Origin of the sequence: Mitsuaria sp. 7 (genome assembly GCF_001653795.1) — a bacterium.
In the GTDB taxonomy this organism is placed as follows: domain Bacteria; phylum Pseudomonadota; class Gammaproteobacteria; order Burkholderiales; family Burkholderiaceae_C; genus Roseateles.
Genome location: NZ_CP011514.1, coordinates 5,597,620 through 5,622,217, shown reverse-complemented (window position 1 = coordinate 5,622,217; position 24,598 = coordinate 5,597,620). Strand labels below are relative to the sequence as shown.

Genomic DNA, 24,598 nt, shown 5'->3' with positions numbered 1-24,598 from the left:
ATGATGAAGCGCCGTGATCTGCTGTCGTTCGCGTCCCTGGGCGCACTGGGTGCTGTCGGCGCCGGCGGCCTGCTGTCGGGCTGCGGCTTTGAGCTGCGCAAGGAGCCGGTCTATCACTTCAAGACGCTGGCGCTGACCGGCTTCATCCCGCATTCGCCGCTGGCGCAGGAACTGCGCCGGCAGGTGCAGCGCAGCACCGTGCGCCTGGTCGAGGACCCGAACCGCGCGGACGTCATCATCGACGCCGAGCGCGAGATCCGCGACAAGACCTCGGTGGCGACGACCGCCGCCGGTCAGATCACGGAATGGCAATTGCGCCTGTCGCTGGACTACTCGCTGCGCACGGCGGGCGGGGACATCCTGCTGCCGCGCACGGAGCTGCGGCTCACGCGCGACATGAACTACAGCGAAAGCGCGGCCCTGGCCAAGGAGCAGGAAGAGCTCTCGCTGCAGAAGGCGATGCAGGTGGAGGCCGTCGGCCTGCTGCTGCGTCGCCTGGCGGCGGTGCACCTGCCCACCTGACCCCGGACGGACCGCGCGCATGCAGATCAAGGGCGACGCACTCGCCAGCCATCTGGCGAAAGGCCTCAAGCCGGTGTATGTCGTGCACGGCGACGAACCCCTGCTCGCGCAGGAGGCCGCCGACACGCTGCGCGCCGAGGCGCGCAAGCAGGGCTACAGCGAGCGCCAGGTCTTCATCGTCAGCGGCGCGCACTTCGACTGGGCCTCGGTGATCGCGGCGTCGCAGGCGATGAGCCTGTTCGCCGACAAGCAGCTGATCGAGATCCGCATCCCGGGCGGCAAACCGGGCAAGGATGGCTCGGATGCGCTGCAGCGCTACGTCGACGGTCTCCCGCCGGACGTGCTGACGCTGGTGACGCTCCCCCGGCTGGACAAGACCCAGATGAGCAGCGCCTGGTTCACGGCGCTGGACAGCGCCGGCGTGTCGGTGAAGGTGGACCCGGTCGAACGGCGCGAGCTGCCCGCCTGGATCGCCCGGCGGCTGCAACAGCAGGGACAGCCGGTGGCGGCCGGGCCGGACGGCCAGCGCGCGCTGGAGTTCTTCGCCGACCGGGTCGAGGGCAACCTGCTCGCCGCCCACCAGGAGCTGCAGAAGCTCGCGCTGCTGCACCCGGCGGGTGAGCTCAGCCTGCAGCAGATCGAAGCCGCCGTGCTGGACGTGGCGCGCTTCGACGTCTTCAAGCTCAGCGAAGCGCTGCTGAGCGGCAAGGTGGGCCGCGTGCTGCGCATGCTCGACGGCCTGAAGGCCGAGGGTGAAGCCGCGGTGCTGGTGCACTGGACGATGGCCGAGGACATCCGCGGCCTGAAGCGCGTCCATGACGCGGTGGCGGCGGGCAAGCCGCTGCCGATGGCCTTGCGGGAGTCCCGCATCTGGGGACCCAAGGAGCGACTCTTCGAACGCATCGTCCCTCAACTGCACGGCGCGGCGCTGACGCGCCTGGTCGTGGCGGCGCAGATCTGCGACGGCATCGTCAAGGGACTGCGCCACCCGGAATGGCCCACCGATCCGTGGGAAGCGCTGGGGCGATTGGCCCTCCTGCTGGAGCAAGCCCTGCGCCCGCCGGCACAGAAAACCCGCTATGGTTGACGCTTGTCGTCTCTCTGGCGTTGCTGATGAGCCCCCTCCGTTCCGCCCCTTTGCTGATGGCCGCCGCGACACTGGCTGGCGCGCTGATGTGCACCACAACGGCCCGTGCGGCGGACTGGACGATCCAGGTCCGTGACACCAGTGGCGCGCCGGTGCCGAACGCGGCGGTCGCCGTCGAGCTGAAAGGCCAGCCGGCCAGGCCCGCGACGGGCGCCACGGCCCAGATGGCCCAGCGCGACCGCCAGTTTCAGCCCCAGCTGCTGGTAGTGCAGACCGGCACGTCGGTCAACTTCCCCAACTTCGACACCGTGCGGCACCACGTCTATTCGTTCTCGCCGACGAAGAAGTTCGAACTCAAGCTGTACTCGGGCACGCCGTCGGAACCGGTGGTCTTCGACAAGGCCGGCGTGGCGCAACTCGGCTGCAACATCCATGACCGGATGAGCGCGCACATCGTGGTCGTCGACACGCCGGTGTTCGGCATCACGGACGCCAAGGGCGAGGTCAGGCTGAACCTGCCGGCCGGCGATCACCGACTGCGCCTGTGGGCGCCGCGCCTGGGCAATGCCGCGCCGACCGCACAGCCCCTGACGGTGGGCGCGGGCGCCGCAGGCGTGCTGAAGGTCGACCTGAAGGACTGACGCCGCCATGCGCTGGCCGGACTTCCTCAACCTGCGGCGGCTGGAAGGGCGCATCGTCGCGTTGTTCCTGGCGCTGCTGATGGTGGTCCAGCTGCTCAACCTCGCGCTGATCGACCAGGGCATCGGGCGCAACGCCCGTGCGCAGGTGACCGAGGAACTCGAGGCGGGTGAGCGCATCCTGGTCCAGCTCATCGACGAAGACAACCAGCAGCGCGGTCTGGTGGCCGACCTGCTGCAATCGGACTACGGTCTGCGCCAGCTCGTGTCGGCCGGCATCCAGGGGGAAGAACTGCGCGCGATGCTGCAGGACGTCTTCACCAACCTGAGCGAGCGGGGCGATGCCGCGTTCATCGGCTACGCGGACGACGCCTTCAAGCTGGTCACGGCGACCGACGCGATCGCGGCGAAGGTGACCCCGCTGCTGCGCGGCGTGACCCGCGAGCAGCAGGGCCGCACGCAGAGCCAGCTGCTGCTGCTGGACGGCAAGGCCTACCAGGTCGTGGTCGCGCGGATGCGGGCGGCCGGTCTGGGCGGCTGGATCTTCACCGGCTTCGAGTTGAAGAGCGACCAGTTGCAGGAACTCAAGCGCATCGTGCACATCCAGGGTGTGCTGCTGGCGCAGTCGGCGACGGGGCAGTGGCAGGTCCTCGCGTCGGTGCTGGACCCGGCCGCGACGGCGCGCGCGGTCCAGGCGCTGCCGGCGCTGGGCGCGACGGACCGTGAAGTGAAGACCTTCCAGATCGCGCTGGAGGACGAGTTGTTCCAGGCCCGCCTGCAGCCGCTGGCGCACGGGGGCGACACCGACAAGTCGGTGGCCGTGCTGCTGCTGCGCTCGGTGGACGAGGCCCTGGCGCCGTACCGTCGCCTGCAGTGGATGCTGCTGGGACTGAGCGGCGTGGGCGTGCTGCTGTTCGCGGTCGGCGCGGTGCTGACGGCGCGGCGCATCAGCGGGCCGGTGAAGGCGCTGGCGAGCGCGGCGCACCGGCTCGGCCAGGGCGACTACGCGCAGCCGGTCGAGCGCCCGTCGAGCGACGAGATCGGCGATCTGGCCGAGGCCTTCGAGGCGATGCGACAGGGCATCCGGGCGCGCGAGGAAGAGGTGAACCGCCTCGCGTTCTGGGACCCGCTGACGGACCTGCCGAACCGTGAGCAGTTCCATCAGGCGCTCGCCAGACGGATGGTGGAAAGCGACGTGCGCTTCTCGCTGCTGATGCTGAACCTGGATCGCTTCAAGCATGTCAACGACGTGCTGGGGCGCCCCTTCGGCGACCGGCTGCTGCGCGCGGTGGCGGACCGCTTGCAGCACCTGCTGAAGGACGAGGTCAGCCTGATCGCCCGGGTGGGCGGCGACGAGTTCCTGCTGATGATCGACGGCGCCGGCGCGACGCGGGCCGAGGCGATCTGCAAGCGCATCCAGCGCGACTTCGAGCGGGCGCTGAGCATCGACGACCAGACGGTGGACCTGTCGGCCGGGATGGGCGTGGCGCTGTATCCGCAGCACGGGCGCGATCCCATGCTGCTGCTGGCGCGCGCGGAACTGGCGATGCACGCGGCCAAGCGCGGCCAGAGCGGCTGCGAGGTCTACGCCCCGAGCATGGATGCGGCCAGCCAGGAATCGCTGTCGCTGCTGAGCGAGTTGCGGCACGCGATCGACGCCGGCGAGCTGCGCCTGTTCCTGCAGCCCAAGGTGGACCTGCACGGCCAGAAGATCTCGGGCGCGGAGGCGCTGGTGCGCTGGCAGCATCCGACGCGCGGCCTGGTGCCGCCGATGGAGTTCATCCCCTTCGCGGAGCAGACGGGTTTCATCCGCCAGATCACGGCATGGGTGCTGCATGCGTCGGCGCAGGCGTGGATGACGCTGCAGCGGGACGGCCTGGCCTTGCCGATCAGCGTGAACCTGTCGACGCGCGACCTGATGGACCAGGACCTGCCGATCAAGGTGGCGGACCTGGTGGCGGGCGTGCCGCCGCCGGCGCTGTGCCTGGAGATCACCGAGTCCGCGATCATGGACGACCCGCAGCGCGCGCTGCAGACGCTGGAGCAGCTGCATGCGCTCGGCTTCAAGCTGTCGATCGACGACTTCGGGACGGGCTACTCGTCGCTGGCGTATCTGAAGCAGCTGTCGGTGGACGAGTTGAAGATCGATCGCAGCTTCGTGATGAACATGGAGCGCGACATCGACGACGCGAAGATCGTGCGCTCGACCATCGAGCTGGCGCACAACCTGGGGCTGACGGTTGTGGCCGAAGGCCTGGAAACCGCCAAGCAATGGACACTGCTGCAGACGCTGGGTTGCGACCAAGGCCAGGGCTACTTCCTGTCGCGGCCGATGCCGGCTGAGAAGTTCGCCGACTGGCTCCGTGATTGGCAGCCGCCAAACCTGGACGACGCGCAGGCGAACACGATCCTGGCCGGACTGTGAGGGCCAGGTCTTGCCCGGCATGAACGCCGACCGCCGTTGACCTGCTCATTCGTGCGAATCAACTGCACAACCTTGCTCCCGCCGAATGGGGATGCGATCTCCCCCTCTGAAGCGATTTCTTTCCTCAGGACTCAACGAGATGATTCACGCAGATTTGGGACCCGAACTGGAGGCCATCGTGCTGGATCTGATCGAGAGCGGAAAGTATTCGTCGCGCACGCAGGTGCTGCGTGACAGTGAGGAGCTGCGGGCGTGGCGGGCAGCGCAGTTGAAGGAGTTGGATGACTCCATCACGCGCGGGAAGGCTCAGGCCGCGGCCGGCGAAGGGGAGTCTGTCGAAGCTGTCTTCGGCCCTCTGATCGCGAAGTACCGTGCCATGGCAAACGCAAAGAAGTGATTGTCCGCCTCCTGCGGGAGGCCAAAGCGGATCTTCAATCGATCGGCGACTACATCGCGCGGAACAATCCTGCGCGCGCCGAATCGTTTCTCGCCGAACTGGAGGCCAAGGTGGAAAGCCTGGCCACCATGGCGGAGTCGTTTCCGTTCGCACGCCTCCCCAACAACCCCGACGCGCGTCGCCGCGTGCACGGTCGCTACGGGATCTACTACATCGTGGATCTCAAAGCTGCTCGTGTCGACGTCTTCCGCATCATTCACACATCCCGCGACATCACGAGGATCTTCAATGCATGACAACCAACAACCGCAGACGTGGCGGGACACTCAGTTGAAGGAGTTTGAAGATTCTTTCGCGGAGGGCGTCACCGAAGCGGAAACTGAAGAAGGCGAATCAGTCGAGGCAGTTTTCGAACCGCTCATTGCGAAGTACCTTGCCATCGCGCAGGAACTGAGCGCGGCAAGGCGCACCCCGCTTACCTGAGCGCCGCGCGTGGAGCGTCAGGAATCCCTGTCCTCAAGCGCATCACACAGCGCTTCAAGGCCCGCGCGCACGGTCTGCGCGCGCACAGCATGCCGGTCGCCGGTGAAATGCTCTTTCCACACGCGCACACGCTGACGGCCATGCATCAGCGCGAGCCACACCGTACCGACCGGCTTGTTCTCGGTGCCGCCACCCGGCCCGGCAACGCCGGTCACCGCGATCGCCCAGTCGATGGGCGCGTGCGCGACCAGCCCGCGAGCCATCTGTTCGGCCACTTCGCCGCTCACCGCGCCGTGCAGCGTGATCAGCGCCGCCGGCACGCCGAGCAGCTCCGTCTTCGCCTGGTTGGTGTAGCTCACCACGCCGCGCTCGAACCACTGGCTGGATCCCGCCAGGCTCGTGCACGCCGCCGCGATCAGCCCGCCGGTGCAGGACTCCGCGGTGCCCATGCGCTCCTTGCGCTGGATCAGCGCCAGGGCGATGCGTTCGATCAGTTCGGATTCGTCGGGAAACAGCATGGGGATCTCCTCAATGCAGCAGCGCCCTCGCGCCGGCCAACACCACGAGCGTACATGCAGCCGCCACAAGATCGTCGAACAGGATGCCGAAGCCTTGCCACACCGTCACCGGTTGGCCCGGCTCGATCTTGAACAGGGCGTCGGCCCAGCGCACCGGACCCGGCTTCGCCGCGTCGAAGAAGCGGAACACGCCGAACGCCGCCAGCTGCCACCAGAACCCCGCCGGCATGATCAGCCACAGCACGATCCAGATCGCGACGATCTCGTCCCACACGACCGAGCCCGGATCGCAGGTCTTCAGATGCCGCGCGGTGACCGTCGAGGCCCACCAGCCGATGGGGATGCTCGCGGCGATCACCACGCCCCACAGCACCGGCGTCAGCCACAGGTTGAGGATCGCGAACGCGGCCCAGCCCCACAGCGTGCCCACCGTTCCCGGCGCCTTCGGCGCCAGCCCGCTGCCGAAGCCCATCGCGATCCAGTGCGCGGGATGCCTGACCATGAAGCCGAAAGTCGGACGCACCGCGCTCATGATTTGAAGTGGTCGAAGCTCTGCAGCAAGCCCTGCAGCGGGCGACCCGCGCCGTCGACGACGCGCAGGCCGGGTTCTTCATCGATGCGGCCGACGCGGTACACCGGCGTGCCGGATTCGCGCCCCGCGTCGAGCACGCGGTCGCGCGCCTGCGCAGGCGCGGTGAAGACCAGTTCGTAGTCGTCGCCGCCGCTCAGCAGGCACAGCTGCTGGATGTCCTCGGGCATCGCGCCCAGCACGGCCGAGCGCGGCAGGTCCGCCAGCCGCAGCGTCGCACCGACGTTGGAGCGCTTCAGCACATGACCGATGTCGCCGGCCAGACCGTCCGACACGTCCGCCGCACTCGTTGCGATGCCGCGCAGCGCCCGGCCGAGCGCGACACGCGGCTCCGGCATTTCCATCCGCAGGCGGGCTTCGTCGAACTGCGTCGCGCTCAGCGACAGCGTGCCCCGGAACACCTCCAGCGCCAGCCGCGCATCGCCGAGCGTGCCGCTGACCCAGACGTCATCCCCCGGCTTCGCCCCCGAACGCAGCAGCGCCTGCCCCGACGGCACCTCACCCATCGCCGTGATGTTGATGTTGAGCGGACCCGCCGTCGTGTCGCCGCCGGCGAGCACGATGTGATGCGCGTCCGCGAGCTCGAACAGCCCCTGCGCGAAACCCGCCAGGAAGGCCTCGTCGACGCGTGGCAGCGCCAACGACAGGAAAAAGGCCTTGGGCGTCGCGCCGCAGGCCGCGAGGTCGCTGAGGTTCACCGCCAGCGACTTGTGTCCGAGCCGTCGCGGCGAGACCGTCGACAGGAAATGCCGTCCTTCGACCAGCATGTCCGCCGTCACCAGCCACTGGTGGCCCGCCGAGGGCGTCAGGACTGCGCAGTCGTCGCCGATGCCCAGCGTCACCGCGCCGCCCTCGGTCCGGCCGGCGCGCCCGGCGCGGCCGAAGAAGCGGTCGATCAGGTCGAACTCGCCGAGCGGTCGGCCGTCCCGTCGTCCACCCGTGCCGGAACATCCGGCAGATGCACCGGCGGATGCGCCGGATGCTTCAGAAGAATCACCCATGGGCGGCATTGTCGCCGCGCAGCAGGTTGGACAGCTCGACCGCGGACTTCACGTCCATCTTCTCGAAGACCCGCGCGCGATGGACCTCCACCGTGCGCACGCTGATGTTGAGCTGATCCGCGATCAGCTTGTTCGGCAGGCCTTGCACGACGAGCTGCATCACCTCGCGTTCGCGCTCGGTGAGGTCGCCGACGCGGTGGCCCAGCGCCGACTTCGCGTCACGCGCCGAGATCGCTTCGGCGCTCTGCGCCAGCGCGTGCTCGACGCGGTCCACCAGCGCGTTGTCCGAGAACGGTTTCTCGACGAAGTCGTACGCGCCCTGCTTCACCGCCGCGACCGCCGTCGGCACGTCGCCGTGACCGGTCAGGAAGATCACCGGCAGCGTCTCCAGCAGGCCGCGCTCGATGAGCCGCTCGAACAGCGCCAGGCCGCTCATCCCCGGCATCCGCACGTCCAGCAGCAGGCAGCTCGGCGCCGAGGGCCAGTCGCGGCCACTGCGCGGCAGGCCGTCCAGCATCGACTCGAAGGCCTCGGCGCTGCCGAAGCCCTCGGACAACAGCCGCCGCGAGCGCAGCAGCCAGGCCAGCGCATCGCGCACCACTTCCTCGTCGTCGACGAGGTAGACCATCGGCAGGGACTGCGGCTTCATGCGGACGACTCTCCAGATCCAATGACGGGGAACCGGTCGGCCCCGGACTTCTGCGCCGACCCAGGCGCATCCTCGCACGGCAGGCTGAACCGGAACTCCGTCCCGGTCGGCGATGCGGGCGCGACGCGGCTTTCGAAATCCATCGCGCCGCCGTGCTGCTCCACGACGGTCCGGCACAGGCTCAGGCCCAGGCCCATGCCTTCGGTGCGGGTCGTGAAGAACGGCGTGAACAGCTGGCGCGCCACTTCCGGCGGAATGCCGGGTCCGCGGTCGATCACCGCGAAGCTCAGCCAGCGCGGCTGCAGCCGCTTCACCTGGATGATCAGCGCGCGGTCGGCGAGCGGCGTCGGGCCGTCCATCGCCTGGATCGCATTGCGGGTGAGGTTCAGTAGCACCTGCTCGACCATGGTCCGGTCGCAGCGCACGCGCGGCAGGCCCGCGGCCAGATCCATCTCGATGCGCGCGCCGCTCTTGCGCGCCTGCAGCCGGATCAGCGGCAGCACCGCGTCCAGCAGCTGCTCCACGTTCACCCATTCCCGCGCCGCCTCGCGGCGTCTGACGAAGTCGTGCACGCTCTTGATCACGCGGCCGGCGCGCTCGGCCTGCTCGGCGATGCGCGTCACGGCCTGGCGCACCATCGCCGGCGTCTGCGGATCGTCGGCCTCGCGCACCATCAGGTTGATCGACGCCGTCGCGTAGCTCGCGATCGCCGCCAGCGGCTGGTTCAGTTCATGGCTGAGCAGCGAGGCCATCTCCCCCACCGTCGCCAGCCGCGCCGTGGCCTGCAGCCGGTCGGACTGCTGGCGCGAGAGTTCCTCGACCTTGCGCTGCGCGCTCAGGTCCAGCACCGCGCTCATCCAGCCGGTCTGCTGACCCTCCGCGTTCAGGAGCGGGGCCTCGTAGATCATCACCGGGAAGCGCTCGCCGGTGCTGCGCGCGAAGACCGTCTCGAAGCCCTCCCGCGGCGGCAGTCCGGCTTCCCAGCGCGCCTCGCGATCGTGGTGCCGGCGCCAGTATTCATCGGTGAACTCCGGCGGCCAGTAGGGCGGCGCATGCGGCGGACGGCCGGTGTTGACGACCTCCTCCGCCGGGTAGCCGACCATCGCGCAGAACGCCGGATTCACGTAGCTGATGTTGCCGTCCAGGTCGCGCGCGCGCAGGCCGGTGATGAGCGAGTTCTCCATCGCCTGGCGGAACGCGAGCGACTCGGCGAGCGCGTGCTCCGCCTGCGCGCGCTTGCGCGTGTCGCGCGCCAGGATGATGACCAGCGCGAAGAGCGCCATGGACAGGCCGAGCACCAGCGCCGTCGCCAGGTTCGGGATCAGCTGCGGCCGTCCGGTCGCGTTGTCGACGCGCAGTTGCAGGCTCAGCCCCGGCAGGTCGAGCAGGCGCTCCGACAGGTAGAAGCCGGTGCCGCGCGTCAGGCCGGTCCGCGCCAGGCGCGTGCCGTCGCCTTCGACGAAGGACATCTCGAAGCGCCGCGCCTGGTCCTGCGAGACCGACTCTTCCAGCAACGGCCGCAGACCCATCGTCGCGACGACGTAGGAGCGCGGCTCCCCGGCGCGCACGCGCGGCAGGCAGAGGTCGGCGACCTCCATGCCGTCGCCGCCCGGCCCCGGCACGAAGTACGAGCGCGAGAACAGCGGCGTCCCCTGCCGCAGCGCGGCGATGCAGGCGAGCTCGGTCTCGATCTGCAGCTGCTCGCGCGCCAGGATTGAGAACAGCGGCGGCGCATACGGCGAGTCGACCGCGCGACGCACCTGGCGTTCCGAGTCGCGCAGTTCGATGCGCAGCAGCACGCGCGTCTGGCGCAGTTGCGCGGCGGCGTTGCCGCGCCAGTCGTCGTCCTCGGCCCACATCAGGCCTTGCAGCCCTTGCAGGTCGCGGCCGATCAACTGCTTGGCGCGCGCGGTCACCTCGGCGGCGGCCAGGTCCGACGCCTCCTGCGCGCGCGCCGCCTCATGGCTCAAGGTCAGCGACAGCAGCAGCGACTGCGCGATCAGCAGCAGCGCGACCAGCGTCCCCCACAGCAGCGCGCGACGCCAGCGCCGGGGCCTTGCGCCAGGCGCCATCGGGGAGAAGGGAGCGGCGGGCCGCATGATGGTCGGAGCAGGCAAGCGGTGGTCGGACGGCAGGTCGGGACGAGGGGTGTGAACGTGGCGTGAAAGGCGCTTGAAAGGATCGCCCAGGCATGCCCGGGCACGCGCATCTCCCGCGCGCGGGGCAGGCAGTATGGCGCGCCGCAGGCCCGTGGCGATGCGCAGTTTCGCGTATGTGCCTGCGGCCCTGCCGACATGCAGCATACGCATAGTCCGCACTGCCGCCGTCGGGGCGGACTCCTACAATCGCCGACCCGGCCCACGACGGCGGACCGGTTTCAACCAGAAGAGTCCCCCATGTCCACGTCCGAAGAAAAACGTGCGCAGCTGCGCCAGGCCGCTCTCGAATACCACGAGTTCCCGACCCCCGGGAAGATCGCCATCGCGGCCACCAAGCAGCTGATCAACCAGCGTGACCTGGCCCTGGCGTACTCGCCGGGCGTGGCCGCCGCGTGCGAGGAGATCGTCGCCGATCCCGCCAACGCGTTCCGCTACACCTCGCGCGGCAACCTGGTCGCGGTGATCTCCAACGGCACCGCCGTGCTGGGCCTGGGCGACATCGGACCGCTGGCCTCCAAGCCGGTCATGGAAGGCAAGGGCGTCCTGTTCAAGAAGTTCGCCGGCATCGACGTCTTCGATCTCGAGATCGACGAGAAGCACAACCTCGACAAGCTGGTCGACGTGATCGCCGCGCTGGAGCCCACCTTCGGCGGCATCAACCTCGAGGACATCAAGGCGCCGGACTGCTTCTACGTCGAGCGCGAGCTGCGCAAGCGGATGAAGATCCCGGTCTTCCACGACGACCAGCACGGCACCGCCATCGTGGTCGCCGCCGGCCTGCTCAACGGCCTGAAGGTCGCCGGCAAGGACATCAAGTCGGTGAAGCTGGTGACCTCGGGCGCCGGCGCCGCCGCCCTCGCCTGCCTGAACCTGCTGGTCAAGCTGGGCCTGCCGCGCGAGAACATCTGGGTGACCGACCTGGCCGGCGTCGTCTACGAAGGCCGCACCGAGCTGATGGACCCGGACAAGGCCGTCTACGCGCAGCCCACCGAGCAGCGCAGCCTGCGCGACGTGATCGCCGGCGCGGACATCTTCCTGGGCCTGTCGGCGGGCGGCGTGCTCAAGCAGGACATGGTCGCCTCGATGGCGGCCCGGCCGATCATCTTCGCGCTGGCCAACCCGAATCCGGAGATCCAGCCGGAGGACGTCCACGCGATCCGTGGCGACGCGCTGATGGCCACGGGCCGGACGGACTATCCGAACCAGGTCAACAACGTCCTGTGCTTCCCGTACATCTTCCGCGGCGCGCTGGACTGCGGCGCCACGACGATCAACGACGAGATGGAGATCGCCGCCGTCCACGCGATCGCCGAGCTCGCGCAGGCGGAACAGAGTGAAGTCGTCGCCGCCGCCTATGCGGGCGCGAACCTGAGCTTCGGCCCCGAATACCTGATCCCCAAGCCCTTCGACCCGCGCCTGATGATGAAGATCGCTCCGGCGGTCGCGCTGGCGGCGGAAGCCTCGGGCGTCGCGCTGCGTCCGATCGCCGACATGCCGGCGTATCTGGAGAAGCTGCAGAGCTTCGTCTACGCCTCCGGCACGACGATGAAGCCGATCTTCCAGATCGCGAAGAAGGCCAAGCACAAGCGCGTGGCCTACGCCGAAGGCGAAGAGGAACGGGTGCTGCGCGCGGTGCAGATCGTCATCGACGAGGGGATCGCCCGCCCGACGCTGATCGGCCGTCCGGAGGTCATCGCGCAACGCTGCGAGCGCTTCGGTCTGCGTCTGCAGGAGGGTCGCGACTACGACGTGGTGAACACCGAGTTCGACCACCGCTATCGCGACTACTGGCAGACCTACCTCGCGATGACCGAGCGCAAGGGCGTGACCCAGCAGCTCGCCAAGATCGAGATGCGCCGCCGCCTGACGCTGATCGGCGCCATGATGCTGCACAAGGGTGAAGTCGACGGGATGCTCTGCGGCACCTGGAGCAACACCGCGATGCACCTGCAGTACATCGACCAGGTCATCGGCAAGCGCCCCGGCGTCAAGACCTTCGCCTGCATGAACGGGCTGATCCTGCCGGGACGCCAGGTCATGCTGGTCGACACCCACGTCAATTACGACCCGACCGCCGAGCAGATCGCCGAGATCACGCAGATGGCGGCCGAGGAAATGATGCGCTTCGGCCTGCGTCCGAAGGCGGCGCTGCTGTCGCACAGCAACTTCGGTTCGAGCAACTGCCCGTCCGCCGTCAAGATGCGCGACGCGCTGGCCTTGATCAAGGAACAGGCGCCCTGGCTGGAAGCCGACGGCGAGATGCACGGCGACGCCGCGCTCGACCCGCACTACCGCGAGCAGCTGGTCTCCAACAGCACGCTGACGGGCGAGGCCAACCTGCTGGTCATGCCCAACATCGACGCCGCCAACATCAGCTACAACCTGCTGAAGACGGCCGCCGGCGGCGGCATCGCGATCGGGCCGGTGCTGCTCGGCGCGGCCAAGCCGGTGCACGTGCTGACGCCGTCGGCCACGGTGCGCCGCATCGTGAACATGACGGCCCTGACCGTCGCGGACGCGAACGCAGCCCGCTGAGATCCGGGTGGATTCAGCCGCAGGAAGGCCTTTAAACCCGACCTGCGGCCCCGCCTATATAAAAAGTTTGTAGCGGCTCACCAGACAATTTCTGTGGGATGACGATCAGTCTACGTCGTGGTTGCGCCGAATGTGAGCGCACGCCAACGTTGCCGCTTTTTAGGGCATTCTGGTAGCCCCCGGCTTGAGCATTCGGGCCCGTTTCTGTACCATCTCGGTTTCAGAGTTCAGGGTTAACCCTCTCTGACCCAGCCCACGCCACCGACGATCGCAGGCTCCCTAGCGGGTTCTGTCCGGGGCCACAGGCCGGGGTTGGACATGAATTCGGAACCCCATCTAGGAGGAACGCGACAATGCTTTTGCAGACAGTCCGTCCCAACATCGTGCAGGCGATCAGAGCCTACCGGGTCGAGGACTTGATGCAGGCCGCGCAGGACGCCGGCCAACACTTCCTGTACGCCGACCTGTCTCCAGCGGAGACCAAACAGGACGTATTGGAATTGATTGCCAGCAATTTCCTGTTTCCGGCCCACTTCGGCAAGAACATGGAAGCGCTGTACGACTGCATGACCAATCTGGTCAACAAGTCGGGCACGCAACCCGGTTTCGTCGTGGTGCTGGACCAGTTGCCGGACCATGCAAAGTTCGATCGTGAGGCGCGCGAGCAGTTGCTCGACGTCTTCCGCGAGGCGGCCGATTTCTGGGCCGAGCGGAAGGTCTCATTCCGGTGCTTCTATTCTTTTCAGTAGCCCGCTCCCAAGAACAAGGTTCATGGGAGCGGGCTACCGAAGTGGCTCCAGAGGTGAAGCCGGTGCTCAAGAGCACCAAGGCGAATCCGAATCCGAACTTCGGCATGAACATGCCGATGATGTGCAGCGCCTTCGACACGTCCATGTGGCTCAGCGCCGCATGATCGTTTGAAGAACGACTGACCCTAGTGTCCGATGCAGAAGGCCTTCCGGCGACGGAAGGCCTTTTTGTTTGGCCTGTCGGATCGCGCGACGCCGGAATGGCTCAGCCCTGCACCGCCAGCGCGAGCGCGACGAACTCCGCCACCGGCACTTCCTCGGCGCGGCGCTGCAGGTTGAATTCGCCCTGGAAACCGCGGGCGTCCAGCCACTTGCCGAGCGAATGCCGCAGCAGCTTGCGGCGTTGCGAGAACGCCGACGCGACCAGCTCGCTCAGCAGCGCCTCGTCGATCCTGGCGGGCGTCGACAGCGGCACCATCCGCACGATCGCCGAGTCCACCCGCGGCGGCGGATCGAAGGCCTCCGGCGGCACGTCGAACAGCGCCTCGACGTCGTAGCGCCACTGCAGCATGACGCTCAGCCGACCGAAGTCCTTGTTGCCCGGCTTGGCGGCCATGCGGTCGACGACTTCCTTCTGCAGCATGAAGGTCTGGTCGACCACGTGGTCCACGAAACCCAGCAGGTGGAACAGGATAGGCGACGAGATGTTGTACGGCAGGTTGCCGACGACCTTCAGCTTGCGGCCGCGCTCGGCGGCCAGCGCGGCGAAGTCGACCTTCAGCACATCGGACTCGATGACCGTCACGTCGCCGCGCTTGCGCATGCGCGCGGCAAGATCGCGGTCGAGTTCGATGACGGTCAGCGGCTGGCTCGACGCCGGCAGGCGCTGCAGCAGCGGCAGCGTCATCGCGCCCAGGCCCGGGCCGATCTCGACCATCGCCTGGTCTTCGCCCGGCGCGATCGCGTCCACGATGCCGTCGATGATGGCCTTGTCGGTCAGGAAGTGCTGGCCGAAGCGCTTGCGCGCGACATGTCCCATGAACTCAGCCCCGGCCGGTCAGTCCAGCCACTCGCGGGTCTCGATGAAGGCGCGGGCGCGCATTTCCTTCATCCAGTCGTTGTAGGCATCTTCGTACTTGCGCTCACGCAGCGCGCTGCGGGCCTGCTCGCGCAGCTGCTTGGTGTCGAGCACGACGTCGCGGCGTTCGAGCACCTGGATCAGGTGGATCCCGAAACGCGAGGGCACGGGATCCGAGATGCCGTTGAGCGGCAAGGCGTCCATCGCCTGCTCGAACTCGGGCACGAAGCCGCCCGGCGAGACCCAGCCCAGGTCGCCGCCTTCCTGCGCGCTGCCGTCTTCCGAGTTGGCGCGGGCCAGCTGCTCGAAGGTGGCGCGGCGGGACTCGATCGCGCGCTTGAACTCGACCAGCCGGCGGGTGGCCTGCTCGGGGCTCAGTTGTTCGGAAGGACGCAGCAGGATGTGGCGCGCATGGGTCTGCACGACCACGTTGATCGACGCCTTGCCGGAGTTGCGCTCGATCAGCTTCAGCACATGGAAGCCCGCCTCGGAACGCAGCGGCTGCGGCCGCACCTCGCCGTCCTTCAGGTCCTTGACCGCGTCGACGAAGACGTCGGGCAGCTTGTCCGCGGCGCGCAGGCCGATCTCACCGCCCCGGTCCTTGTTGGCGTCTTCCGACACCTCGCGAGCCACCTTGGCGAAGTCCTCGCCGGCCTTGATGCGCGCGAGCGCCGATTCGGCGCGCGCCTTGCGCTCGGCCACGGCCGCCACGCTCAGGCCGTCCGGCACCGGCACCAGGATCTGCGCGATGTTCAGCTGCGCGCGGCCCTGCAACGCGGCCTGGCGCTCTTCCAGATACTTGTCGATGTCGCCGTCGGTGATGCGGATGCGCCCCTGCACCTCGCGTTCGCGGACGCGTTCGCTCAGCATCTGGTCGCGCAGGTTCTCGCGGAAACGCTTGAAGTCGATGCCCTCGGCGGCCAGACGCTGGCGCAGCTCGGGCATCGTCAGCTTGTTCTGGGTGGCGACGTTCGCGACGACACGATCCAGTTCCGGCTCGTCCACGCGCGGGCCGTTCTCACGCGCATAGGTCACGACGACGCGCTCGTCGACCAGGCTGTCCAGCGCCTGCTTGTGCAGCAGCTCGTTGGTGACGGTCTGTCCGCGCTGGCGGGCTTCCTCGCGGGCGCGCTCGGTCCGCTGGATGACTTCCGACGCGGCCACGATGTCGGTGTTGACGATCACCGCGATGTAGTCACCCGGCTTGAGCTGCCGTTGTTCGACGACAGGACGATTGGCCGCCGGCGCGGACGCCGCGGCGGCGGGCGCGGAAGCGGCGGCCGCAGGCGTTGGAGCGGGCGTCGTCTGCGCCGAGGAAGCCGACCCGGCCAGGACGGCGGTCAGGGACAGGAGAGTGGCCGCCACCGGCTTGAGATGTCGCATCGAACGCAGTTCAGTCATAAGTGCCAAAGGCCGAGCGCTCGGAGCTCAGCGAACGGTAACCGGGGATATTGTCTCTCAACACTTTCAGCGCATTGGAGCCCAGCGGCGACAGGCCGACCAGTTCCAATTGGAGGATCAGTCGGGTGTTGGTTTCCGCGCGGCCGGTGGCCTGGCGTTCCGCGCCGACGCGCAGGATCCAGCAGCCCGAGTCGTACTCGGCGCCGATCACGGAATCGGTCAGACGCTTGTCGCGCATGCTGTACTGCAGGCGGCCCGCGCCATACCAGGCCCCCGCGCAGCCCGGTCCTCCGGACACCGACTTGCGGTCCGGTCCGAACAGCGGCCATTGCCAGGCCAGCTCGATCTGCTCGCTCTGCCCGCGGGCGAGGCGATACGACGCACTGACAGTCCGGAACGGACCCGGCGAATAACGCAGCCGCAGCACGGTCCGCTCGACCTTGCCGTCGGCGGAGTTCAGCTGCAGCGTGCTGTCCGTCCACCAGGCCTGGTTCAAGTGGGCCGAGGCCAGCAGCACCACGTCGGACAGGCGGTGCGTCTGCGGCGTGCCGTCGGGGGTGATCTGCTGGTTGCGGAACAGGTAGCGCTGGACCATGCCCAGGCGCAGCTGCTCCTCGCCGCGTTCGTCCTCGATCCAGCGCGTGGTCGCGCCGAAAGCCAGCATGTTGGCGTCGTTGACGCGGTCGACGCCGGAGAACTGGTTCTCCGCGAAGACCGAGTCGAAGTTGTAGTCCCGCGGCGCCGCGTCGAAGTTGGGCATCGCGCTCTGGTCGCGGTACGGCGTGTTGACGTACAGGAATCGCGGCTCCAGCGTCTGGCGCATCGCCTGCCCGAAGAGCGAGGTGTTGCGCTCCAGGATCCACCCGTGGTCGACGCTGAAGGTCGGGATCGTGCGGCCGATCGAACGTCGGCCGGTCACGTCGATCGCCTGGTCGAGGTTGTAGCTCGCTGCGTTGACCGACAGCTTGGGGATCAGCCACCACGCCGCGCCGCTGAAGGGCAGGCTGACGTGGCCGAGCAGGTGCAACCGTTCGCCGGTCTGCGTCTGCGAGCCCAGCGCGCCGCCGGGCAGGTCGAAGCGGTTGTACTCGACCTCCAGGCCGCCTTCGAGCCGCGCGCGGCGGCCGGTCGGCAGGTAGCCGGCCAGCACCGATTCGTCGGCGCCGGTCTGGAGGCGCACGCCGATCTGCGGCGACCGCTGGTACGGCGAGGCGAACCTGTCCTCGACCTGCGCGACCTGCAGCGGCTGCCACTTCTGGACCCGCGCATAGGTCTGCATCTCGCCCCAGTTGAAGCTGAAGTCGCGCTGCGTGCGCAGGTCCGTCGACAGCAGGCGCGGCGTCTGCGACAGCATGCGGCTGCGCAGGTCCTTCCAGTAGTCGTCGTCCGAGACGCGCTCGGTGTGGACGTTGTAGGTCCAGTTGGGCAGCACGTCGCCGTCGGCGTTCAGGCGCAGGTCCCAGCGCGAGATGCCGGTGACGCGGTCGTGCGGCAGCAGCGCGTAGTCGATCTGGCCGCGATGGCCCGGCTCCAGGTAGCGGAACTGGGAGTCCACGCCGGGACCGCGTCGCGTCATCACGAAGGGCGTGATCGTCGCGTCGCGGTTGGGCGCGATGCTCCAGTAGAAGGGCTGGCTGTACTCGACGCCGCTGCGGTTGTCGATGTTGACGTTGGGCGGCAGCAGACCCGACTTCGGCTGGTCGCCGAGCGGGAAGCTCAGCGACGGCGCCGCCAGGATGGGCACGCCGAGGAAGCGCACCACGGCATCCTTGGCCACGCCCTCGCCGGCATCGAAGTCCAGGTTCAGGCTGCTGGTGACCAGCTCCCAGTCGCGCTTGCCCTTGCCCGCCTCCGCAGCGTCCTTCTCGCCCTTCTCCGACACCGGGCAGGTCGAGTAGGTCGCCTCGTCGGCGCGCATGCGCTGGTCGCCGAGGAAGTGGATCGCCCTGGCGCTGCCGCTGCCGCCTGTGGCGGCGAAGAAGTAGGTCGGGCTGTCGAGCTTGCCTTCGAACTTGTCGACGAAGAGCTCCAGCTTGGGCCCGCGCAGCACGGCGCCGTTCTGGCTGAGCTCGACGTCGCCGTCCGCGACGGCCAGGTCCTGCGGATAGTCGTAGCGCAGGGTCTTCGACTTCAGCAGCATGCCGCCGTAGCGCAACTGGACATCCCCCTCGGCCGTGGACGTCTGGTCCATGTCGCTGGTGATGCGGTCGGCGCTCAGCGCCAGCGCGGGACGGGCATCCTTGCGCTTGGTCTGATGGAGCTGCTTGATCGACTTGAGGATCAGCGGCTGACCGGCGGACTCCTGCGCTTGCGCGGAGAAGGCGGCGAGTCCAGGCAAGGCGACCGCAAGGGCGGCGGCCAGCGAGATCGGACGGGGACGGGAAACCGGTGGGCGCATCAGGCGGGCAGCGTCTTGCAGAGGTCAGGCGGCCGCGCGTCGATCGCGCCGCGCTGCCCGGGGGTTTGTAGAATCATTATCCACGAGGCTCGCACGCCGGCAGGACCGCCGGCGCGCCTTGTCACCGACCCCGGGGCCGCTCACGCAGCGGCCCTTCTGCTTCCCCCGCCGATGACCCCTTCCGACCCGCACGTCCCGCACGCATCGCCCCCGCTCTGGCCCGATGCCGGCCGCGCCGCCAGCTTCCATCGATGGGTGGCGCCGCTCGTGGCGACGCACGGGCTGCGCGAGGAGACGCTCGTCGCGGCCAGCAGCGATGCGGGCTTCCGCCGCTATCTGCGCATCACCGCGGCGGACGGCGGCACGCTGATCGTCATGGACGACCCGGCGTCGCCCAATCAGGTGGCGAGCTTCGTCAAGGTCGGCGCGCTGATGGCGGAGCGCGGCCTGCATGTGCCGCGGATGCTGGCGCACGATGCCGGGCTCGGCTTCGCGCTGATGGAAGACCTCGGCACCGCGTCCTACCTGGAGGCGCTGCTCGCCGCGCAGCGCGCGGGCGACACGGAGGCGCCCCGCGTGCTGATGCGCGACGCCACCGCCGCGCTGCTGCGCTGGCAGACCAGCGAGGCGGCGCGCGCCGATGGCGCGCTCCCTCTGTTCGACGAGGCCTTCGTGCGCCGCGAGCTGCAGATCTTCGTCGACTGGTGCGTCCAGGCCCACCATGGCAAGACCTGGAACGACAAGCAGCGCGGCTACTGGGACAGGACCGTGGCGCAGCTGTCGGCCAACGTCATGGCGCAACCGCGCGTGCCGATGCATCGCGACTACATGCCGCGCAACCTGATGGTGTGCCCGGCGGGCAGCACCGGCGCCACCGTCGCCACCGGCAACGATGCCGCCCATGCCACGGCCTTCGCCACGCCCGGCATCCTCGACTTCCAGGATGCGGTGATGGGCCCCGTCACCTACGACATCGCCTCGCTGATGCGCGACGCGTTCATCTCCTGGGAAGAGTCCGAAGAACTCGACTGGGCGGTGCGCTACTGGGAAGGCGCGAAGCGCGCCGGCCTGTTCGGACTGGACCCGAACGGGGAAGACCCGCACGAGATGGCGCTGGACTTCGGCCTGTTCTGGCGCCGCCTCGAATGGACGGTGCTGCAGCGGCAGCTCAAGATCATGGGCATCTTCTGCCGGCTCAAGCACCGCGACGGCAAGCCGCATTACGCGGAGGACCTGCCGCGCTTCTACGCCTATGTCGTGAAGACGGCGACGCGCTACATCGAGCTGTCGCCGCTGCTGCGTCTCATCGAAGATCTGCAACCGCAGTACACGCAGGTCGGCTTCAGCCTCCGCTGAGCGAGCCCGGCGCGGTCAATCCCCGGCCGCGGCGGCCTTGGCTGCCTGGGCGGCCAGGAACTCCTGCGCGGCCCGGTATGACGGGCATCCGGCGGCGGTGAGCCACGGGTCCTCGTCCTTCCCGCCGAAGATCTCGACGAGGAAGTCCATGAACGCGCGGGTGCGCGCCGGGACGAACTTGCGCGTCGGCATCGCGGCCCACAGCGCATAGCTGTAGATGCGCCACTGCGGCAGCACGCGCTCCAGCGCCCCTTCCATCAGCGCATCGCCGACGACGAAGGACGGCAGCCCCGCCACGCCCAGCCCGTGCAGCGCGCAGGCGTACTTGGTGTCGACCGAGGACGTCGTCATCACGGGCCGACTCGGGATCGCGAAGAAGCTCTCGGTGGTGAGGCCGTCGACCCCGCAGCGCTCGAAGGTCACGCCGCGGGTCAGCTCGTGGATGGGCGGCAGCATGACGTCGTGCTGCTTGAGGTCGGACGGATGCTGCGGCTTGCCGCGCCGGCCGAGGTACTCGGGCGAGGCGCACAGGATGACCTCGGTGCGCGCCAGCTTGCGGGCGATGAAGTCGCCCTGCAGCGGGCTGCGCGTGGAGATGACGGTGATGTCGAAGCTCTCGTCGAGCGTGTCCACCGGGCCCGGCGCAACCAGTTCGACGCTGACCAGCGGATACAGGGCATGGAAGCGCGCCATGTGCCGCGCGAGCTGATGGATCGCGATCGCCGGGGGAATGAGGACTCGCAGCGTGCCGCGCGGCTCGTTGGTCGCCGCGGAGGCGAGCGCCTCCGCCTCCTCGATGTCGCTGAGGATGCGGCGGCAGCGTTCCAGGTAGCCCTCGCCGACGTCGGTCAGCGACAGCCGCCGCGTCGTGCGGTTGAGCAGCCGCGCGCCGAGGTGTTCCTCGAGATCCGCCACCAGCCGCGTGACCACGGCGGGTGCCAGGTCCATCGCGCGCGCGGCGCCGGCGAGGCTGCCCTCGTCGATCACGCGGGTGAAGACCCGCATCGCCTTGACCTGATCCATCCCGTCTCCTCCGGACGGACGCCGCGTCGCCGCGGGCCGCCTCTGCTGTGCGTCGATCAGCGGACCTTGGCGACCGACAGGGCGCCGACCGGGTCCGCAGCGGTCAAGGATGCGCGGCGATCACCTGCGCCACCGCGGCAGTCAGGCGCTTGCCATAAGGCACGTGCAGGAACTCGTTGGGACCGTGGGCGTTGCTCTTGGGACCCAGCACGCCGCAGACCATCATCTGCGCGGCCGGAAAGCCCTTCTGCAGCATGCTCATCAGCGGGATGGTGCCGCCCTGGCCGATGTAGCCCACCGGCTGGCCGAAGTGGGCCTGGCTGGCGTCGTCCAGCACCTGGCTCAGCCACGGCGACAGCTCCGGCGTGTTCCAGCCGGTGGCGCCGTAGGCGCCGGCGCGGCCGTCCGGCACGAAGCTGACCTTGGCGTTGTACGGCGCGTTGTCCTCGAGCAGCGTCTTCAGCTTCAGCGCGGCCTCGTTGCCGTCGATCAGCGGCGGCAGGCGCAGCGACAGCTTGAAGGCCGTGTACGGGCGCAGCACGTTGCCGGCACTCTTCATCTCGGGGAAGCCGTCCACGCCGGTCACCGACAGCGTCGGCCGCCAGGTGCGGTTGAGCAGCACCTCGACCGGGTCGGAAGTCACCGGCAGCACCGGGCCGCCGTCCGCGCCGCAGGCCCAGGGCAGGCGCTTGTAGACCTCTTCCTTGAGGATCGCGGCGGTCGCCTGCGCCTGCTCGAAGCGCACGCCGGGGATGTCGCAATGGAAGGATTCAGGCAGCAGGCGTCCGGTCTTGGAATCCTCCAGCCGGTCCAGGACCTGGCGCAGGATGCGGAACGAGGACGGCACCACGCCCGACGCGTCGCCGGAGTGGATGCCTTCGGTCAGCACCTCGACCTTGAGCACGCCCGAGACCATGCCGCGCAGCGAGGTCGTCATCCACAGGCGGTCGTAGTCGCCGGCGCCGGAGTCCAGGCACACCACCAGCGACACGTTGCCCAGGCGCGGCCGGAGCAGGTCGATGTAGGCGGGCAGGTCGTAGGAGCCGGATTCCTCGCAGGCCTCGATCAGGCCGACGCAGCGCGGGCGCGGGATGCCCTGCTGGTCCAGCGCCAGCAGCGCGGTGATCGAGGCGTAGATCGCATAACCGTCGTCGGCGCCGCCGCGGCCGTAGAGCTTGCCGTCCTCGTACTTCGGCGTCCACGGGCCGAGGTCGGCGCGCCAGCCGTTGAACTCGGGCTGCTTGTCCAGATGGCCGTAGAGGACGACGGTGTCGGCGCTGTCGGCCTTGGTCGACGGCAGCTCGAAGAAGATGACCGGCGTGCGGCCGTCCTGGCGGATGACCTCCAGCTTCAGGCCGGGGATCTTCTTGCCCTCCACCCACTGGGCGGCGTCGCGGACGACGCGCTCGATGTAGCCGTTGGCCTCCCAGTCGGCGTCGAACATCGGGCTCTTGGCGGGGATGGCGATGTAGTCGGTCAGCGCGGGGACGATCTCCTCGTCCCAGACCTTCTCGGCGAAGGCGCCCAGGGCGCTGAGGTCATCGGTCTGCAGCGGCAACGACGGATCACGTGCGTTCATGCGGGTCTCCTGCGGGGTCGGTACCGTGGATTCTAGGAGCGTGTGCCCAGCCAGGCGCGCAGCCGGGCGAAGACCTGTTCGCGCTCAGGTTCGTTGAAGATCTCGTGCGACAGGCCCGGGAAGGGCACGGCCTGCACTGCGCCGCCCGCGGCGGCCGCCGCGGCGAAGGCGGCGCTGCCGGCGGGCGCGACGCAGCGGTCCGCGCCCGCCCACATCAGCAGCGTCGGCGTGGTCCAGCGCGGCACCAGCGGCAGCGTCTCCGGGCCGAAGCTGGCGATCATCTTCGCCAGCGTCGGGGTGATGCGGTTGTGGACCAGCGGGTCGTCCTTGTAGGCCTGGACCACGTCGGGGCTGCGCGAGACCCAGGAAGGATTCAGCCCGTTGCCGACGGCCAGGTGCGGCGCCAGCGGCAGCGTGGCTGCGAGCAGTCCGCGTTGCACGGCGGAGAGCCCCGCGTCCAGCGCCGGGGAGCTGAGCACGAGCCCGTCGACCGGCCGCGACCAGGGCGCGTTCTCCAGCGCGCCGGCGACGAAGCGGGCGGCGACGGCGCCGCCCATCGAATGACCGAGCAGGATCAGCCGCCCACGCCCCTTGCGGTCGTCGGCGCGCAGGCAGTCGATGGTGGCGGCGAGGTCGAGCAGCAGGCTGTCGTGCTTCGGGATGTCGCCGCGCGGGCCGCCCGAGGCGCCATGGCCGCGCTGGTCGAAGCCGGCCACATGCCAGCCCCAGTCGTTGAGGCGCTGTGCGACGGCCTCGTAGCGGCCGATGTGCTCGCCCAGGCCGTGGACGATCAGCACGGTGCCGCGGGTGGGCAGCGACAGGTCGGCGCCCCATTCCCGCCAGTGCAGCGGAAGGCCGTCATGGCCGGTGAGAGTCTTCATGGGGCCGGAGTGTAGGATCGACCGGGAGGTCCACCTGTTGTGGACGACCCCCACGTTTCGACCCCACGTTTCGACCTTACGTTTCGAAGACGATGACGCCCGCCCTGCTCGAGTCCTTCCCGCCCTTCAACCCGGAGGTCCGGCTCCAGCCGCCGGCGATCGAGCGCTGGCGGCGGGGCACGGGGACCGATGTCGAGTTCGTCCACGTGCTGGATTCGGGACGACCGGGACCGACGGCGATGGTGGTCGCGCTGACCCATGGCAATGAGTTGTGCGGCGCGATCGCGCTGGACACGCTGCTGCGCCAGGACGTGAAGCCCTTGCGCGGCCGGCTGGTGCTGGTCTTCGCCAACGTCGAGGCCTTCGGACGTTTCAATGCGGTGGAGCCGTTCTCGTCGCGCTGCGTCGACGAGGACATGAACCGCGTCTGGGACGACGCCGTGCTGCGCGGCGCGCGCCACTCGGCGGAACTGCGGCGGGCGCGCGAGCTGGCGCCTTTCGTCGACGCGGCGGACGTGCTGCTGGACCTGCATTCGATGCAGGAGGCGGGCGCCCCGGCGCTGACGATCTGCGGCATGACGGACAAGAGCGTGCCGCTGGCGCGGGCGCTGGGTCAGCCGGAAACGCTGCTGGTGGACACCGGTCATGCGGCGGGCCTGCGGCTGATCGACCGCGGCGGCTTCGCCGATCCCGGGAGCGATCGCCAGGCCGTGCTGGTCGAATGCGGCTCGCACTGGGAGCCGGCGAGCGCAGAGATGGCGCTCGACGTGACGCTGCGTTTCCTGCGCCATCTGGCGATGGTCGACGCGGACTGGGCGGACGCCCAACTGCGCGTGCCGGCGCCGGAGCGTCAGCGGCTGGTGCGCGTCGGCGAAGGCGTGACGGCGGTGACGCCGGAGTTCCGCTTCCTGGTGCCGACGCACCACCTGAAGGTGGTCCCCAAGGCCGGCACGCCGCTGGCCGAGGACGGCGGCCGTCTGTGGCTCACGCCGCACGACGAGTGCGTCCTGATCATGCCCTCGCGCCGCGCCGGGATGGCGGGACAGACGATGGTGAGGCTGGGGCGCTACGAAAGCTGACGTTCCTGCTAGCGGATGCAAATCCCAGTCATAGACACGTGACGCGCTGAC

The 24,598-nt window shown here is 68.9% G+C and carries 23 protein-coding genes; 12 read left to right on the top strand and 11 right to left on the bottom strand.

The genetic code is table 11. From position 1 onward, the window contains the following. From lptE to ABE85_RS24680, 7 genes are all read left to right on the top strand, one after another. Entirely contained in the window at positions 1-522 is a 522-nt protein-coding gene (lptE, locus tag ABE85_RS24710; protein ID WP_082938923.1) for an LPS assembly lipoprotein LptE, read from the top strand. A 19-nt stretch (positions 523-541) separates the two neighbouring features. Next, positions 542-1,609, top strand: a complete 1,068-nt coding sequence (gene holA / locus ABE85_RS24705) for a DNA polymerase III subunit delta (RefSeq protein WP_067281126.1) — start codon at positions 542-544, stop codon at positions 1,607-1,609. A gap of 26 nt (positions 1,610-1,635) precedes the next feature. Then, a complete protein-coding gene (locus ABE85_RS24700; protein ID WP_067283512.1) occupies positions 1,636-2,250 on the top strand; it encodes a methylamine utilization protein in 615 nt (204 codons plus the stop codon). Positions 2,251-2,257: 7 nt separating this feature from the next. Beyond that, a complete protein-coding gene (locus ABE85_RS24695) occupies positions 2,258-4,672 on the top strand; it encodes a bifunctional diguanylate cyclase/phosphodiesterase (RefSeq protein ID WP_067281124.1) in 2,415 nt (804 codons plus the stop codon). A gap of 139 nt (positions 4,673-4,811) precedes the next feature. After that, on the top strand, positions 4,812-5,069 hold the full coding sequence (locus ABE85_RS24690; protein ID WP_067281122.1) for a hypothetical protein: 258 nt from the start codon (positions 4,812-4,814) through the stop codon (positions 5,067-5,069). After that, positions 5,066-5,365 (top strand): type II toxin-antitoxin system RelE/ParE family toxin, encoded by a 300-nt coding sequence (locus tag ABE85_RS24685; RefSeq protein ID WP_067281120.1) that lies wholly within the window; start codon positions 5,066-5,068, stop codon positions 5,363-5,365. Before ABE85_RS24690 ends, ABE85_RS24685 begins: the two co-directional genes overlap by 4 nt. After that, positions 5,358-5,552: a hypothetical protein gene (locus tag ABE85_RS24680; protein ID WP_067281117.1), complete on the top strand. Its 195-nt coding sequence runs from the start codon at positions 5,358-5,360 to the stop codon at positions 5,550-5,552. Before ABE85_RS24685 ends, ABE85_RS24680 begins: the two co-directional genes overlap by 8 nt. A gap of 17 nt (positions 5,553-5,569) precedes the next feature. Here the strand turns inward: ABE85_RS24680 and ABE85_RS24675 are convergent, their stop codons facing one another. Genes ABE85_RS24675 through ABE85_RS24655 form a run of 5 tightly spaced genes read right to left on the bottom strand, consistent with a single transcriptional unit; the run spans position 5,570 to position 10,426 of the window. Further along, the gene (locus ABE85_RS24675; protein WP_067281115.1) at positions 5,570-6,070 is read right to left on the bottom strand and encodes a CinA family protein; all 501 of its coding nucleotides are present in this window, start codon (positions 6,068-6,070) and stop codon (positions 5,570-5,572) included. A gap of 10 nt (positions 6,071-6,080) precedes the next feature. Next, positions 6,081-6,602, bottom strand: coding sequence for a phosphatidylglycerophosphatase A (locus tag ABE85_RS24670; RefSeq protein WP_067281114.1), 522 nt, complete (start codon positions 6,600-6,602; stop codon positions 6,081-6,083). After that, positions 6,599-7,660 (bottom strand): thiamine-phosphate kinase, encoded by a 1,062-nt coding sequence (gene thiL / locus ABE85_RS24665; protein WP_082938922.1) that lies wholly within the window; start codon positions 7,658-7,660, stop codon positions 6,599-6,601. The genes ABE85_RS24670 and thiL overlap by 4 nt, the downstream gene beginning before the upstream one ends. Continuing rightward, on the bottom strand, positions 7,653-8,309 hold the full coding sequence (locus tag ABE85_RS24660) for a response regulator transcription factor (protein ID WP_067281112.1): 657 nt from the start codon (positions 8,307-8,309) through the stop codon (positions 7,653-7,655). Before ABE85_RS24660 ends, thiL begins: the two co-directional genes overlap by 8 nt. Next, complete coding sequence (locus ABE85_RS24655) at positions 8,306-10,426, bottom strand: ATP-binding protein (RefSeq protein ID WP_310732592.1); 2,121 nt, start codon at positions 10,424-10,426, stop codon at positions 8,306-8,308. Before ABE85_RS24655 ends, ABE85_RS24660 begins: the two co-directional genes overlap by 4 nt. Before the next feature lie 279 nt (positions 10,427-10,705). On the opposite strand from ABE85_RS24655, the gene ABE85_RS24650 reads away from it, so the two are divergent. From ABE85_RS24650 to ABE85_RS28665, 3 genes are all read left to right on the top strand, one after another. Beyond that, positions 10,706-13,003, top strand: coding sequence for an NADP-dependent malic enzyme (locus ABE85_RS24650; RefSeq protein ID WP_067281107.1), 2,298 nt, complete (start codon positions 10,706-10,708; stop codon positions 13,001-13,003). Positions 13,004-13,356: 353 nt separating this feature from the next. Then, positions 13,357-13,752, top strand: coding sequence for a barstar family protein (locus tag ABE85_RS24645; protein ID WP_067281104.1), 396 nt, complete (start codon positions 13,357-13,359; stop codon positions 13,750-13,752). 41 nt (positions 13,753-13,793) lie between these two features. Beyond that, on the top strand, positions 13,794-13,916 hold the full coding sequence (locus ABE85_RS28665) for a hypothetical protein (protein WP_255362631.1): 123 nt from the start codon (positions 13,794-13,796) through the stop codon (positions 13,914-13,916). 101 nt (positions 13,917-14,017) lie between these two features. Here ABE85_RS28665 and rsmA read toward each other — a convergent pair whose 3' ends face one another. The 3 genes from rsmA to ABE85_RS24630 are packed head-to-tail and all read right to left on the bottom strand — an operon-like array spanning position 14,018 to position 18,569. Next, positions 14,018-14,791 carry a 16S rRNA (adenine(1518)-N(6)/adenine(1519)-N(6))-dimethyltransferase RsmA gene (gene rsmA / locus ABE85_RS24640; protein ID WP_067281101.1) on the bottom strand — a complete coding sequence of 258 codons (774 nt, stop codon included), beginning with the start codon at positions 14,789-14,791 and terminating at the stop codon, positions 14,018-14,020. Between the two features lie 18 nt (positions 14,792-14,809). Beyond that, entirely contained in the window at positions 14,810-16,213 is a 1,404-nt protein-coding gene (locus ABE85_RS24635) for a peptidylprolyl isomerase (protein ID WP_067283508.1), read from the bottom strand. Between the two features lie 10 nt (positions 16,214-16,223). Further along, positions 16,224-18,569: an LPS-assembly protein LptD gene (locus tag ABE85_RS24630; protein ID WP_197507152.1), complete on the bottom strand. Its 2,346-nt coding sequence runs from the start codon at positions 18,567-18,569 to the stop codon at positions 16,224-16,226. Positions 18,570-18,800: 231 nt separating this feature from the next. On the opposite strand from ABE85_RS24630, the gene ABE85_RS24625 reads away from it, so the two are divergent. Next, the gene (locus tag ABE85_RS24625; RefSeq protein WP_067281096.1) at positions 18,801-19,985 is read left to right on the top strand and encodes an aminoglycoside phosphotransferase family protein; all 1,185 of its coding nucleotides are present in this window, start codon (positions 18,801-18,803) and stop codon (positions 19,983-19,985) included. A 15-nt stretch (positions 19,986-20,000) separates the two neighbouring features. Here ABE85_RS24625 and ABE85_RS24620 read toward each other — a convergent pair whose 3' ends face one another. The 3 genes from ABE85_RS24620 to ABE85_RS24610 form a co-directional block, all read right to left on the bottom strand. Further along, on the bottom strand, positions 20,001-21,008 hold the full coding sequence (locus tag ABE85_RS24620; RefSeq protein WP_067281093.1) for a LysR family transcriptional regulator: 1,008 nt from the start codon (positions 21,006-21,008) through the stop codon (positions 20,001-20,003). Positions 21,009-21,111: 103 nt separating this feature from the next. Further along, entirely contained in the window at positions 21,112-22,587 is a 1,476-nt protein-coding gene (locus tag ABE85_RS24615; RefSeq protein ID WP_067281090.1) for a M20 family metallopeptidase, read from the bottom strand. 32 nt (positions 22,588-22,619) lie between these two features. Beyond that, positions 22,620-23,468 (bottom strand): alpha/beta hydrolase, encoded by an 849-nt coding sequence (locus ABE85_RS24610; RefSeq protein ID WP_067281087.1) that lies wholly within the window; start codon positions 23,466-23,468, stop codon positions 22,620-22,622. A gap of 92 nt (positions 23,469-23,560) precedes the next feature. Between ABE85_RS24610 and ABE85_RS24605 the strand changes: the two genes are divergently transcribed. After that, a complete protein-coding gene (locus ABE85_RS24605; protein ID WP_067281084.1) occupies positions 23,561-24,547 on the top strand; it encodes a succinylglutamate desuccinylase/aspartoacylase family protein in 987 nt (328 codons plus the stop codon). Positions 24,548-24,598 lie beyond the last annotated feature (51 nt).